General features: G+C 44.5%; 12 protein-coding genes. All 12 read right to left on the bottom strand.

The features are described 5' to 3' along the window. Window positions 1-4 precede the first annotated feature (4 nt). Window positions 5-2098: a DNA topoisomerase 3 gene (locus JQM82_RS03145; protein ID WP_235248556.1), complete on the bottom strand. Its 2094-nt coding sequence runs from the start codon at window positions 2096-2098 to the stop codon at window positions 5-7. Beyond that, entirely contained in the window at window positions 2095-2349 is a 255-nt protein-coding gene (locus JQM82_RS03140; RefSeq protein WP_235248554.1) for a hypothetical protein, read from the bottom strand. The genes JQM82_RS03145 and JQM82_RS03140 overlap by 4 nt, the downstream gene beginning before the upstream one ends. A 20-nt stretch (window positions 2350-2369) precedes the next feature. Beyond that, entirely contained in the window at window positions 2370-3872 is a 1503-nt protein-coding gene (locus JQM82_RS03135) for a CD1107 family mobile element protein (protein WP_235248552.1), read from the bottom strand. Next, on the bottom strand, window positions 3856-4104 hold the full coding sequence (locus JQM82_RS03130) for a DUF4315 family protein (protein ID WP_235248550.1): 249 nt from the start codon (window positions 4102-4104) through the stop codon (window positions 3856-3858). The genes JQM82_RS03135 and JQM82_RS03130 overlap by 17 nt, the downstream gene beginning before the upstream one ends. Before the next feature lie 23 nt (window positions 4105-4127). Then, window positions 4128-6941: a CD1108 family mobile element protein gene (locus JQM82_RS03125; RefSeq protein ID WP_235248548.1), complete on the bottom strand. Its 2814-nt coding sequence runs from the start codon at window positions 6939-6941 to the stop codon at window positions 4128-4130. A gap of 33 nt (window positions 6942-6974) precedes the next feature. Continuing rightward, the gene (locus tag JQM82_RS03120; protein ID WP_420370602.1) at window positions 6975-9920 is read right to left on the bottom strand and encodes a VirB4-like conjugal transfer ATPase, CD1110 family; all 2946 of its coding nucleotides are present in this window, start codon (window positions 9918-9920) and stop codon (window positions 6975-6977) included. Further along, the gene (locus JQM82_RS03115) at window positions 9835-10263 is read right to left on the bottom strand and encodes a PrgI family protein (protein WP_235248547.1); all 429 of its coding nucleotides are present in this window, start codon (window positions 10261-10263) and stop codon (window positions 9835-9837) included. Before JQM82_RS03115 ends, JQM82_RS03120 begins: the two co-directional genes overlap by 86 nt. An 11-nt stretch (window positions 10264-10274) precedes the next feature. Then, entirely contained in the window at window positions 10275-11147 is an 873-nt protein-coding gene (locus JQM82_RS03110) for a VirB6/TrbL-like conjugal transfer protein, CD1112 family (RefSeq protein WP_235248546.1), read from the bottom strand. A 4-nt stretch (window positions 11148-11151) separates the two neighbouring features. After that, on the bottom strand, window positions 11152-11367 hold the full coding sequence (locus JQM82_RS03105) for a Maff2 family mobile element protein (RefSeq protein ID WP_144093286.1): 216 nt from the start codon (window positions 11365-11367) through the stop codon (window positions 11152-11154). Between the two features lie 232 nt (window positions 11368-11599). Then, window positions 11600-13459, bottom strand: a complete 1860-nt coding sequence (locus JQM82_RS03100; protein WP_235248572.1) for a VirD4-like conjugal transfer protein, CD1115 family — start codon at window positions 13457-13459, stop codon at window positions 11600-11602. Window positions 13460-13587: 128 nt separating this feature from the next. Next, complete coding sequence (locus JQM82_RS03095; protein WP_235248545.1) at window positions 13588-14070, bottom strand: PcfB family protein; 483 nt, start codon at window positions 14068-14070, stop codon at window positions 13588-13590. Window positions 14071-14245: 175 nt separating this feature from the next. Next, on the bottom strand, window positions 14246-14695 hold a 450-nt coding region (locus JQM82_RS03090), incomplete at its 5' end, for a colicin E3/pyocin S6 family cytotoxin (protein ID WP_235248544.1).

Raw genomic sequence — 14695 nt, 5'->3', positions numbered from 1 at the left:
TTCCTCATGAACGCAATCCACGCTGCGGCTTACGTTCAAATTCCATTGAAAACTGCGGATATTTGCCAGAAGCGTCCATATGAATAATTGCGGAAAAGGTACTGTCCTTTTTCTGTGAATACAAACCGGATACCCTTGCTTTTCCGTCTCTTAAAAGAGCCTGGGCAATCGTTTTTGTCAGCTCTTTTCGCATGGACGCAAAATATTTGTTATTCTTAAAAAGAGCAAAGTCGCAATCTCTGTTCTCACAATAAAAATTGCTTTTGCTCTCATAAACGCTACCGCCACATTTCGGGCATTTTCCGACTGCCTTCCTGTCACTGGAAAACATCCCCTGACTGGCTTCATCTACCTCATGGTAAGTATGCACCAGATCAACAACCATTCTTTCAATTCCTGAAAGAATGGCGTCCGCTGATTTTTCTCCTTTTGCGATCAGCGTCAGATCATTTTCCCATTCTGCTGTCAATTTGGGAGATTTGACAACTTCCGGCAGCACTGTAATCAGCTTCACGCCATTATCCGTAGGTATCATCTGCCGGTTTCTGCGTTCAATAAATCCCTTTTCCACCAGCTTTTCAATGATTGCCGCCCTGGTAGCCGGTGTGCCCAAACCTTTCCGTTCTACCTCGTCACTCATTTCCTCATTTCCGGCACGTTCCATTGCCGCCAGAAGGGAATCTTCTGTAAAATGCTTCGGAGGCGCTGTGAAGTGTTCACTTACCTTTGTTTCTACGCCGGAAAACGTCATTCCTTCTTTCAACTGCGGTAATGGTTTCTCCTCTTTTTCCGCTCTTTTCCCCTCTTTGCACGATTTCAGGAACAGTTCTTCAACCGTTTTCCATCCGTTTTGCCGGATGCTTTTTCCTGACGCTGTGAAAATAACATCATTGCAGGAAAATTCTGCCTTTACTGTCTCATACACGTGTTTCATACCGGTGGCACAAAAAAGCCGCACCGCTACCAAAGATAATATCTGCATCTCCCCTCCCGGAATTTTATCGAAATCTGCTTTTGCGATCTCCATAGTAGGGATAATGGCATGGTGGTCAGAAACCTTTTTACTGTCCAATATCCGTCCCACATCCGGATCATGGGAAATTCCCTTCATAGAAGAAATGACGGTTTTTACCGCTTCCATCACATCTATGGCCGTCTGTCCCATATCCTCTGTCAAAAACTGGCTGTCCGTCCGGGGATAAGTTACTAACTTTTTCTCATAGAGACTCTGCGTATAATCAAGCGTCTGCTGTGCGGTAAATCCAAACAGCCGGTTTGCTTCCCTCTGCAGCGTAGTCAGATCATAAAGTTTCGGTGGGGTGACAGTCTTTTCCTCACTGTTTACTGATACAACAAGGGCCTGCCCTCCCTGGCAGGCTCCGGCAATCTGCTCCGCCTGGTTCTTATCATCAATCCGCCCGGTAATCGCATCCATCCCATCGCACATGATATGCGCCATAAAATACCGCTCTTTCTTAAAATCTGCGATATTCTTCTCCCTCTCCACCAACATGGCAAGGGTAGGTGTCTGCACTCTGCCCACTGTCAGCTTGTGATGGTACAGCACAGTAAACAAACGGGTGGCATTGATACCCACCAGCCAGTCTGCCACGCTTCTGCAGACCGCTGACTGATACAGGGCATCATAATCGCTGCCATCCCGCAGATGGAGAAATCCATCTTCTATGGCTTTTTCCTCCATGGAAGAAATCCATAACCGCTTAAAAGGTTTCTGGCATCCAGCCTGCTCATAGACCAACCGGAAAATCAATTCTCCTTCCCGTCCCGCATCTGTCGCACAGATAATTTCTGAAACCTGGGAATCGTGCAGCAAATGGTAAAGCACCTCATACTGATCTCTGGTATTTTCTTTTACCCGGTACTGCCAGGTATCCGGGATGATCGGCAGCAATTCATATGCCCATTTTTTCCATTCTTCCCGATATGTATCTGCGCTTGCCAATTCCACCAAATGCCCCACACACCAGGACACTATGTAACCATTCCCCTGCAGATACCCGTTCTTTTGCTCTGTAGCGTGAAGTACCTCCGCAATACTTTTTGCCACACTCGGTTTCTCCGTTATGACTAATTTCAACTATTACACCTCTTTTCTTTTGGTTCTCTTTTCACTGTTTTATTTCTGCAAAGAAAAACAGCTACGTTCCTGTGAAAATCCACTGCCGCCTCTGGTATCTTCTTTTCAATTTTCATGCTCTCCTTTCTGCCCCTGTCGCTGTAAGTTAAAAGGCAACCGGGACATTTTATTTCCTGATTGCCTGATGGTTTTATAACCTTATTGGAAAGAAACACTCTTATTCTCTGCTTCTTTACGGAAGGTGGTGCCACAGCACCGCCTCCGTCTGTTTTTACATATAGTCCTCATCCTCCGGATATTCCTCATCGTCATCTCCGCTTACTATTTCACTGTTTTCCGGAGTTTCCCCCTCTGCTTCATCTTCATTGACCGTTTCTTCCTCAAACTCATCTTCATCCTCGTCCTCATCATAATCAGAATCAAACGTATCGTTCTTTCCTTTGATGAATTTCAGATAATAATAGCCACCGCCTACTGCGATCAGGACAATCGCCATCAAAATCAATGTGCCGGAATTATTCCCGGACTCCGTTTTTTCTGCTTTATCATCCTTATCCTCCGTTTCTTTCTGCTCCGTAGGCTCCGGTTCGGTTTCTTCCTGTTTCTCCACCGGCTCTAAAGGCAGGGCAGACTCCAGAACAGCGTTATTTTGCGGCAGAGTAACCGTATTACTGTCTGTAAAGTTTAAAAGATCGTTTTCTCCAACCTCTGTCAGCAGATACACATTTTCCTCTGTTTTATCCTTATCCACGATCAGATAAAATACCTTATCGCTTTTGGTTGTAATCGTATAAAACTCTTTGCCGCCCTCATTTCCCGGACTGTAGGAAACATCTCCCTGCACCCTTCCGGTATCTTCTCCGGAACCGGCATTTTCCTGTTGTTCCGTTTCTGTGGAAGTGCCGCCCGTTGTCTGATAATCTGTGACCGTAGCTATGGCATTGGTAGGTTTTGTAGGCGTAGCATCCGTTGGCAGAGAATTATCCTGCTGTGTATTTCCTGTCCCGTCGGAAGTATCCTTTACCGCTTCCGGATTTTCATAATAAGGATTTACCACTTTGTAATTCTCTGACATATTCCCGGCCTTATCTCTGACCTGGAGGGTAAAATACTGATATGCCGTATCCGCTTTCTGCAACCGCACATTTAAAGTATTATTAGTAAGTTCTGTAAACTCATTGCCATTTACATAAATAGCAGCCACGCCGGAACCTTCATCAGCTCCCTGGATAATCAGTACACCGTCTTTTGCAGCCGCACTCAGTGTCGGTTTTGTCTTATCAAAACATTCCACATAACGGTTATGCTCGTAAGTCTTTCCGTTCTGGTCTGTGATCCTCACATACACGCTGCAATTACCAGTTACCTCAACTTCCATACTCTGTGTCACATCCGACCATCCACCATTTTCGGAAATCCTGGCTTCTGCCTTTGCAACTGAAAAATTTCCGGTATTCCTTACATCCTCTGCCCGGATACCAACCTTTGCCTTATCAGACTGCCACCCCTCCGGTGTATTTATGGTAATCTGTACCTCCGGTTGCTCTGGCTGTGCCTCTGTGGGTGCTTCCTCTGCCGCCGCACTCTCTGCCTGTACTTCTGCAAGTATTTCCTCTGCCGCCACACTCTCATGCTGTGCTTCTGCCGCATCCTCCGCTGCTTCTGCCAACACTGTCATGCCCCCGGAAGGGTTAAAAAAAGCTGTTCCCACCGGCAATCCCGTCATGGCAACAGCGAATAGCAACGCAGCTACTCTTTTATGAATTTTCTTCATTTCCTGTCTGCTCCTTTTCTCTGGTTTCTAAAATCTGTTTCTGTTCCTCATTGCTTATATCAATGAGCAACTGAAGTTCCTCGGCTGAAATTCCATTTTTCCGGATGATTTTCAGATATTCCATATCCTCAGCCTGCTTTTTCTGTTCCTCCAATTCCCTTGCCCGGTTCTGCAGCCGCTCAATTTTTGCGTAGGTTTTGGAAAGTTCTGCTTTAATTCGTTCTATGTTCAATAGTTTCCTCCTTATCTGCATGATCATGGTCTGCCGAATCCATAAAAATGGGATTGCCAGTATGAGGAATTGATGGATGTATACTGGATCGGATCACCGCAATGGATCATCTGCCCGTCACCGGCATAAATCCCTACATGCGTCACTGGTTCGCCCGCATCATAGGTACCGGTAAAAAAGATAATATCTCCCGGTCTTGCTTCTTCCGGTGAAACAGGTGTACAAATATTATAAATTCCCTGTGCGGTCAGCCTTCCCATGTTGCAGACACCGGAATTGGTAAATACATAACTGACAAATCCGGAACAGTCAAAAGAAGTTGCAGGACTGGAACCGCCCCAAACATAAGGCATTCCCAAATATTTCTCTGCTTCCTCAAATAACCGCCGTACCGTTTCATCATCATATGCCGTACCGCCGCCATACAAACCGCCTTCTCCGGCTGCAATGTAAAATACCGGGTTATAATACGTCCCATCCTTTACCAGTTCAAGATATAGCTGGCTGCCTGTCGCACTTCCCGTACTTCCGGTAGTACCGATCACAGTATCGGTTGTTACCGCCGCACCTTCTGACACAGTAATATGATTCAGATGGCCATATTTTATCTGAACGCCATCCTTATCCTGCGTAACTACATAATTTCCAAAAGTGCTGTCATATCCGGTACGGACAACTGTGCCGTCCATTGCAGACTTAACTTCCATTCCTTCCCGAACATTAATGTCCACGCCCCTGTGAAGCTCCATCCGGCCTGTGGCATTGTCCACAGAATAACCGTAATAGTTGCTGATATAGGCGTACCAGTTCAGTTCAATGGGAGTCGCATATACCTGAAGATTTCCCCTGTTGGAATACACAAGCTCATAAATTTCCTCCTGCTCATCATCCATCCGGGAATAAAGCACACTCCGCAGCGTTTTCGCCTGCACCGACACATTCAGCACATTCGCCGTAACTGTCCTCGTAACCTCCACAGAATTTTCATTGCCTTCCGCCAGATAACATTCCCAGGTCTGGTGTCCATGTGCGGACGCAGCCGCATGGTTGTCATAATAAACATCAAACTGCACCCCGTATCTGGCAAAGTTTCCGGTATCCTCTACGGTATATTCCACACCATTCATGACAACTTTAGTTCCCATTGGCAAAAATGGATTTGCCGCATCCACCGCAATGGTATGATTTGCCTGCGGCATTGCGCCGCTGGCAGTCGGCCCGCCGCTCCAAACGCCACAGCAGATAGGGCAGTTACAATAACCGCTGGTAACAACATTTCCCAGGGACTGTCCTACCTGTACCGTAGTGGTTTCTGTCCTGGTTTCCGTCTTTTCTTCTACTGTAATCCCATACTGCGCTGCAAACAGGCTTTCTAATTCCTCTTTCACTTCATCAAAGGTAAAATCACCATATTTCGCCGTCAGATAGCTGATTAGTGTATGCGGATCATGGCCGATGGCACCAATGTTATACCGGTACTCATCCTTTCCCGGATATTCCGCTTCCATTTGATTGATCTTCTGCTGCAGCTTCGCTTCCATCTCCGTATAATAAAGCTCTGCCTTCTCAATCTCGTCCGGCTCCGCCAGATAACTGGATGCGATCACCGTAGATACACCATTGGAAAACATGGCGGAACAAGAGGAAAATCCCGCCATAACAAACAATAACAGCATCATCAACAAACCGGCGGAAAAGATGGCTGTTACATTTCGGGTAACAATTTCCTGTGCTTTCCTTGCCACCTTTGTTGCCACATTGACTGTCCTGATTGCGGTATCTTTGCTTTCTTTTGCAATCTTTCCTGCCCGATATGCCTTCTGGTATTCCCTCTTAATCCGCTGTTTCTGCCACAGCCTTTGAAGTACCTTCCTTTGCATCTCCGGGTGTTCCTCCAGATATTTCCGGTATTGGTAACTGGTAGTTGTCCGATAGACTTTTCTTTCCAGACGGTTGATTTCTCTTTGTTGTTTCCTCTGTTTCCGATACCTCCGGTTACTGTGCTTACGAAGAACTGTTTCCCCGGCAAGTTCCGCTCCATGAACCGACTGCACCGCACTGTTATCCTGTTCTTCCTGACGGATTTTTCCATGAATCAGATTGCCCGCCGTATCTTTCATACAGACTCCGGCTTTTTTTACCGCAGCGTCCGGTTTCCAATTTACCGGTGCTTCTTCAAAATACAGCTTGTGCTTGATAACCTGTGTTTCTTCATCTTTTACACGCTGTATCTGGACAGACTTTTTCCGAGTCTGCCGTTTTTTAGCGTGCTGCAGCTTCTCCGCTAACTTTTTCGCCTTATCTTCTGCCTGTCTCAGTCTCTGGCTGCTCTTTTCCGGTTCCGCAGCGCCTTTCTCCGCCGCTTCTTTATTTTTCCGGTTCAGGCTCCCATCCGTTTCCATCTTGTCAAACTGCAATTTTCCCGGTTTGACCTGCTTCTGGTTATGGTAGCGGCTGCGGTGCTTCGCTTTCCGTTCCCGCACCGCCATAGCCGATTCATGGGAATAACCGCTGCTTCTGCCGCCATGATGGTAGCTGCTATTCTCTCCATCCCCTTCTTTTTCCGGCGGGCTGTTCGCCGCTTCCTGTTCCTCCGGCGGATTGCCTTCATCCGTTTTCTTTAATACATTTTTGTCACTGGCCTTCTTCTGTTTTTTTCCTGCCGCTCCTTTCTTTCCCACAAAAGACTGTTCCACATCTGATTTTTTAAATGACAAATCCGCTTCACGCTCTGTCACTTTCTTTCTGTCTTTTGTTGCAAGATTTTCCTCCACCAGTCCGTCTCTGGACATACGGTTGACTTTCTTCTCTTTTGCCTTATATTTCTGTTCTCCCAACGCAGTTCACCTCTTTTCTGCAAAAGGGATTTTTCATCTCTCAGTCTGCATTTCATCCGGTTTGGAACTCATAATTGCATAGGTACGGGTATCTGTCGGGTACTTATCAGAAAACGGAATAATCACATTCCCATAAAAAATCAGCCCTTCCCCCGCATTACTGTTGTTGACAAAAGAGAGCTGATGTGGTGAGATATTCAGTTTTTCCGCTAAGATTTTCTGATCGCCGCTGTGCTGGTTCAACATATAAATAAAATCACTGTTACCCACGATATTTTCTACCGCAAGAGAACCGAGAAAGTCACTGACGTTCTGTGTAAGTCCGGTTGGGATACCTCCCCACTTTCTGAAACGCTTCCAGATTTCTACAGAATAATTCGCTGTCTGCGGCTGCTTTAACAAAAGGTGGAATTCATCCACGTAATATCGGGTGGATTTTTTCAATGCCCGGTTGGTGGATACTCTTGTCCATACCATGTTCTGGACGATCAGCATACCTGCTTTCCGAAGCGTAGTTCCCAGGTCTTTAATGTCGAAGCAGACCACCCGGTTATTCATATCCACGTTTGTCCGGTGATTAAATACGTTCTGTGAGCCGGTTACATAAAGCTGTAAGCAGTTCGCAATGCGTCTCGCCGCATCATTTTGGGGCGCATAGTAATTCAGGCGGTTCAGGAAATCTTCCAGAATCGGCATATTCTCCGGTTTTGGATTGTTGAACAGATATTCTTCATAAATATCCTTAATACAGTGGTCGATAATGGAAACTTCATCTCCGTCCAGTTCTGCGTTTTGCGGCTTTTTCATAATCAGCTCACAGAAAGAAGCAATAAACTCTGACTTATCCGCAATAATGGTATCTACGTCCTCCACATCACCATTGATCCGGTATTTTTCCGGATGATAGATAACATCCAGGTTCACATCCATTGGATTAATATAATCGGTACTCTTTGCGCTGATTTTTACTACCTGCCCATTCAGGGCATGAACCAATGGGAAATATTCGCCCTCCGGATCACAGATAATAATGTCATCATTGGTAATCAGGAATACATTTAAAATCTCCCTCTTTGCGGAAAAACTCTTGCCACTGTTATGTACGATCACACCACAGGCAAGCTGGAAATTTCCGTAAGGTTCCACCGTCATATCATAGACCGGAACAGGTTTTGAAAATGTTTTATGTGCGACGTGCATAACAGAATGTTTCGGCATGAGATCAGTTCCTTTTTGCAGGCTCCACGCTTCCACATACTGCCCATCCGCTGTTAAAAAGAGATGTTCCGGCGTACACTGGATACGCTCCCCGTTATCCAGCGTTACGATCACAATCTCTTTCACATACTTTGATACACGCACCTCATAGCCTATTGACGGTGTAAGGCTGGAATTTCCAAAATCATAACTGATAACCGGAACCCCGCCCTTTTGCCTTGCCAACTGCTCAAAGCTCATTTCCGTACCATCGGTAAGTTTCACTTTCGTATCCCCGGTAAAGCATCCCGGCGTACCCAGTATCAGGCCGTTGGGATTTTTCAGCCGCTTCCGGTCTACCATTATCATATTATTCGATAAGGCATTCAGCCCATAATAAAGTGCCTCCCCATCCTGGAATAACTCCTGTGTGGTAAAAGGCACGAAAATAGCTGTGGAGGTGGTTGTCAAAAGCCGGTGAATCCCTGTTTGGTTCACGCCAAGCGGCAGTGATGCCTCCATTCCCTGCTCCTGCAGATATTGAAGCCTTCGGATATTACAGTTATATTTCTGTGCGATACCCGCCGTCTGGTAAGCGATATTATCCAGTTTCCGTTTTGACTCTGCCGTATTCATAAGCAGGAATGTAATCTTGAACATTTTCTCATTTCTGGACTGCAGCTCATTCAGCAGGCTTTCCGCTTCCTCCCCATAAGTGGAAATATCCGTAGGTATGATGTCCATATCATATCCGCTTCTGACCGCTTTTTTCTGTTCCTCAATCTTCATTTTCTGGATATTGGACAGTGTATTTTTCAGACTCTTGATGGCTGCTTTCGGATCAATTGGCTGCACATGGATATTCACAATCAGATTTTCTTCCATGTCCAGAAAGTCCGCCAGCATCTTGTCTGTCAGTTCCGGAGAAGTAATCTGCAGGTAAGACACGCATCCAAAGGTCTGCCCCATACGAAAATAGCTGTCATTACGGAAATCAAACCCTGTGGGCGCAATAAAATCTTTTGTCCCAAGCCCGGTTTTCGCAACCATACCGTAGTGGAACCGGAATGGTTCTTTCGTGTCCATATTTAAAATATCATGCAGGATTTTCAGCCGTTCCACACCATTTAGCGGTTTTGCCGCAGCACCCAACACTTTAAAATTGTTGAGGATGTCCGTCTCGATCCGCTCCAGCCTTGCTTTTGCGGTACGCAGGTTCTCCGCTTTAATACCGAACGTGATGTATTTCGTTTTTACCAGGCCATTATTCCCTTTTGCCAACTGCATTTTTAACATATCCGCATATTCTTTTCGAATATCGTCAAAACTGTCCCCTTTCGGCGGGATGTCAATCGTCTTTGCATACTCATCGAAATTAACCTGTTGGTTCAAAAAAGAAATCTGGAACTGGATGGAGCTGTCAAAATAATTCAGAAACTCACAGTAATTCTCAAAAATTGTGGTTTTATCATCATTCTGCGCAAGCTGATAGTTAATATCAAAAAACTGGATGGTTTTCGAGAAAAATTTATCCTCTGTCCTGCAAATGCCGTCCTTATAAATTTCTTTATATGGGATTGTCTCCTGGGCCGTATGCGGAACTTTTTTCTTCTGCTGTTCCGCTTTCAGCGCCCGAAGCTGCTTTAACCGTTTCTTTTCCTCTTTTGTCAGCCCTTTTCCAAAATCCGGCTGCGCCTTATTTTTTGTGCTGTGTTTTTCGGAAAAAGCGGAACGGATTTCTCGCTTCGCTGGCTTTTTTTGCCTTTTTCTCAAGTTTTGCACCTTCTTTCTCTAATCTGTCCTGTTCCACCAACCGGTCATACATGTTTTCAGACCGGTATACCCGGATACCTGGACGCAAAAACTTCTGCCGGATCATATGGAACAATATTTTCTCCGCCGGGAATCCATCCTTTTCATACATCGCTAAAAAGAAATAGGGCAGCATCACGATTACCATAAGTGTAGCTGCAACATCTGTTCCCAACCCTGACTTTGTTAAAAAATAAATTGGTATTCCGCATACCCCCGCAAGGGCGAAGCAGATAATCTGTCTCTTTGTTAAATTTAGTGCCACTTTCGTCTTTACCTTTGATAGATCCTTTGGCACTGGTACATACGCCATAATGTTCCCTCCTAATGTGCATTAAAAATAGATTTTGACAGGGAACCCGTCTTAAATAAACTAAAACATAGGATTACTGTATAAGCTGCCACAGACCAGATCGCTGTATGAAGATCATCCGCTACCGTAATGGTATTTACCAGAACAGCGTAAATCGCCACACATACCATCATAAAAAATCCCTGGAACCCTAACGCCAGTAATGCTTTCACATAATTGTTTCCAATACTGCCCCATTCCCGGTTGGTAAAAGTAGCAAACGGGATTGGGGAAACAGAGACATAAAGGTATATTTCAATCATACGTCCATACAAAATGACGGTAATTAGGACAGATATGATTTTCATGCACAGACTGACTACCATCGTCTCCAGACCAAGCCCCAAAAGCTCTCCAATTCCCATATCCTCCACACCATTTTCCAGAATGGTCTTTAGTGCGTCCGCCACATCTATGGCAGCGTTGCCGTTTATAATGCCTCCGGCGTTCGTCACCACATGGTTTGCCACATCAAATATCGCCATTGCAATATCAAACGTATGCGTCACCAGATATACTGCCACCCACATTTTGAAAATGTATTTGAAGAACATGAATGTGTCCGTATCGTGCATGTTGTTTTTCTCCATAATCATGGAAATCAATTCATAACACAAAACAAACGTGATAATCATCCCCGCAATAGGGACAATGACATTATCCGACAGAGATTTTATCATTGAGAAAATGCCACTGTTCCAACTTTGGGGTGTCTTTCCCACCTCCGCCGCAATGGTGCCAACCTTTGTATTGACATCTGTAAACATTGTTTCAAGGTTTGATGTAATCCATCCCGTCAGAAGCTCCTTTATGAACTCTGTTATCTTTTCAATAATCCCGCCCATCGGTTTATCCGAACAGTGTTGCCAACTGCGGAATCAGGTTCATTCCGATCAGCACGATGCCACCGCCCGCCATCAACTGCTTAATTCCCTGTGATTTTGCACCGGGATTGTCATTGCCGTATCCTTCCAGAAGGTTGATTACGCCCCATGCCGCAAGACCGGCCCCGATTGCGCAAACCAACGTTTTTAAAGTTGTAATCGCCGTAGTAAAAAATGCCATATGTGTACCTTTTATCCTTTCTTTTTAAGAGAAAGGGAGCAAAAAACGCTGTTAAAACCCTGCCTTTTGTGGTAGGATAAGGACAGGATTTTCCTTTGGAAAATCCGACACTGACGCAGCCGGTACATTCATTTTGGTCGATGGGGTATCGGCTGCCTTTTTTCTTCCAATGGCTCTCATTGTTTCCTCCCTTACTTTGCGACAACTTGTCGGGAAGCTGCCTGTTTACTGGTTACATTTCATAGACTTCCACCGTATCATCCGGTTTCAATACAAGATTTGTGCTTAGATATTTTTCAATATCAAAGCGGTTCTTATTGTCATAGTCCGAAAGGTATTTATAGTTCTTATGCTTGCAAATATCAAATTTGTTCGAGAAGAATGGCCGTACTCCCCGAAGCTGCATAATACATTTCCCTCCGTCCATGACTGCTATTTCATCCTGGCTCATCAACTCCTTCCCTGTTTTCTGGTAGTTCAGTCCATAAGACCGCTGACTCCCCCTCGTATCTGAAGTGTTATAAAGGTCGATAGTCTCCTTTCCCAAAATTTCCGCCATCTCTTTTAGCGTAGTTTTTTCTTTACCACCCAAAAAGAGTGTCGAGTCACAGTTTCCCTCAATGGTGTCAGCGTTATCTTTGTAAATCGCCTTTAACTGGCTTTTTGACTGCAAAATAATAGAAGCTGATATTTCCCTGCTACGGATCGTAGCAATCAGCTTCTCAAACTTCGGTATCTGCCCAATATTCGCAAATTCATCCAACAGGCACCTCACATGGATCGGGAGCCTGCCGTCATATACATCATCCGCCCTGTCACACAGCAAGTTAAAAAGCTGCGTGTACATAATAGACACAACAAAATTAAACGTATCGTCCGTATCCGATATAATGACAAACAATGCGGTTTTCCTGTCTCCCAGCAAATCCAGTTCCAATTCATCATAGCTCATAAGCTCACGTAATTCCGCTATATCGAACGGGGCTAATCTGGCTCCGCAGGAAATAAGAATACTTTTTGCGGTCTTGCCGGCGGCAAGTTTGTATTTCTTGTACTGCCTGACCGCAAAATGCTCCGGCTTCTCCGCTTCCAGTTCTTCAAACATAAGATCAACCGGATTTTTAAAATTTTCATCATCCTCTCTGGCTTCTGATGCGTTAATCAACGCAAGCAGCGTATTAAAGTTCTTTTCTTCCTCCCGGCCCTCATACCAGATGTAGCCGATCAGCGCACAATAATACAGCTTCTCAGCCTTCACCCAAAAATCCTCGCCGGATTGTTGCCCTTCCCCCTTTGTATTAGCGATGATTGTTGTTACCAGTTTCAGAATATCCTTTTCGCTGCGGATATACACAAATGGATTGTAGTGCATGGATTTCTTGAAATTAATGGTATTCAAAACCTTAATTTTATAAGGCTCATATACCACCTTGCCATTTTTATCACGCACTATCTTTCCATCCTCGTCCGTCTCAGGACTGCCTCTCTCCAACAGTTTTCCTACCTCAACCAATACCGTTCCTTTCGGATCAGTGACAACATATGAGCTGTGCATCTGCATTAAATTCGGTTTCACAAAGAAGCGTGTCTTACCGGAGCCGGAACCGCCGATCACAAGAATATTTTTATTTCTGGCATACTTCGGTTCTTTCGGTCTGCCAGACATCATAAGCCTTTCCGTTTCCGTCAGGATGATGTTATTCTCAAACACCGGATCGACATAGGGCTGTATATCCTTTTCCGTTCCCCATCTTGCAGAGCCATACTCCACACCCTGCCGGTACTTCTTTGCGTTTTTCGCCCTATAATACACAATCATCTTCACCGCAATGCCGCCAATGATACCATAGAGCAAATCCATGTAATGCAAACTCGGTAACGGATTTTCAAATGCCCGTTCAAAATAATTGAATGTTCCCATGAACTTATCCCAGGCACTCGCACCATCACTAATACGGTACAGCCAGACTATCTTGTTAAAAATATAGGCAAATACAAGATAAGGGAAATTCAGCAGAAACAGTTTTTTTCTGTCTATTCGTTTCAGGCTATTTTTCTTATCGTTCACAAAATTTTTTACATCCGCCAGCATTTTGCCCGGAATACTTTCTGCCGGAATGGATAACGCCGGAGATTTCCCTCTCCGGTTCGGGGATGCACGATTAGGATGAGCCTTTCTCCTTTCCGGCTTTCGCTTTGACTTCACTATCTGTTTTCCTGTCATAAGCTCTGTCCCCTGTCTTTCTGGTGTTCTCTTGACCGTTCCCGGTTCATGCCTTTCGCAACAGCATCCTTGAAACGGGTGAGTTTCTCCATAATGGACGGCTTACTTTTTTTCTTCATCTGCACTCCCACATATTTCTTAAAAGCCAAATTCATCGTGTCATTATCCGGAGCCTTAAAGAACACATAATAGGTCGGCGGCTTTCCGTTACCTGCCTTTTTGAGTGCGAAATCCAGCTTGTATTCCTTTGCCACACGTTCAAAAGACTTGATATTTCCGTCCGTAATCTCAATATTGGATAGTCCAACGCCCTGCTTTTTCAAGTCACTGTAAGACTGTTTACCCCTTTTATAAGGATTTTTTCCTTTCTGGTTCTGTGCCGCCAGATACTTGCGTAACATCATTCGCAGCACATCTGTAGTTACTTTTGCAGTCTTAATGGATAAAGCAATGGTTTTCTGTGTAACTTCTTCTTCCAATTTTGCATGACCTCCTTTCTGCCTGCTGATCTGATTTACGGTGGTATCAGCAGATAATGTAAATAAATCTCCATAGGCAACTCCTTTCCGCTTCCCGACAAGTTGACGGGAAGCGTATTTGATAAATAAAAAACCAATTGATTCTTTTCAGCAAAACGAACCAATTGGCTTTTTATTATTTTTTAACTTTTATATCATGGTTACCTGTAATATCCCTGTCCTTCTCTTTGCTACCCGTATACCCATATTCACCTTGGTGTTTTCCTTTTGAATTATAAACTTCCAAAGCGCCATGCTCTACATCCACAGATAAAAAAATCGTTTCACCTCTTTGACTCCTAAAAATCTTTCTTATGGCACCACGATTTAATTTTTCAATTTCTTTATCTTCAATGTATCCATTTCTACTGGCAACTTCCGTTGCCACTTTTAGAAAAATAGGAATTCTATTGCATTCTCCTTTCACAAGTTTATCTTGTACCTTTTTGTAACCTCCACATAACTCACTATTTGGTAAAGGATTACTTAAAATTGGCGATAATATTTTCTCAACGTCTATTTCTTCTTTGCTAATAATCCAATTTGCAATATTAGATTCCAGTTCTTCTTCAATATCATTTACAAG

The sequence above is a fragment of the Faecalicatena contorta genome, assembly GCF_021531995.1.
In the GTDB taxonomy this organism is placed as follows: domain Bacteria; phylum Bacillota; class Clostridia; order Lachnospirales; family Lachnospiraceae; genus Dorea_A; species Dorea_A contorta_A.
Note: the sequence above shows the minus strand (reverse complement) of the source record. Positions and strands in the feature narration are given on the sequence as shown.

What these genes read in the sequence shown, in the direction of transcription:
- JQM82_RS03100 (WP_235248572.1), bottom strand. Translation starts at nt 13,459, where the DNA reads ATGCTGGCGGATGTAAAAAATTTTGTGAACGATAAGAAAAATAGCCTG.
- JQM82_RS03105 (WP_144093286.1), bottom strand. Translation starts at nt 11,367, where the DNA reads ATGGCATTTTTTACTACGGCGATTACAACTTTAAAAACGTTGGTTTGC.
- JQM82_RS03115 (WP_235248547.1), bottom strand. Translation starts at nt 10,263, where the DNA reads ATGGCGTATGTACCAGTGCCAAAGGATCTATCAAAGGTAAAGACGAAA.
- JQM82_RS03135 (WP_235248552.1), bottom strand. Translation starts at nt 3,872, where the DNA reads ATGAAGAAAATTCATAAAAGAGTAGCTGCGTTGCTATTCGCTGTTGCC.
- JQM82_RS03110 (WP_235248546.1), bottom strand. Translation starts at nt 11,147, where the DNA reads ATGGGCGGGATTATTGAAAAGATAACAGAGTTCATAAAGGAGCTTCTG.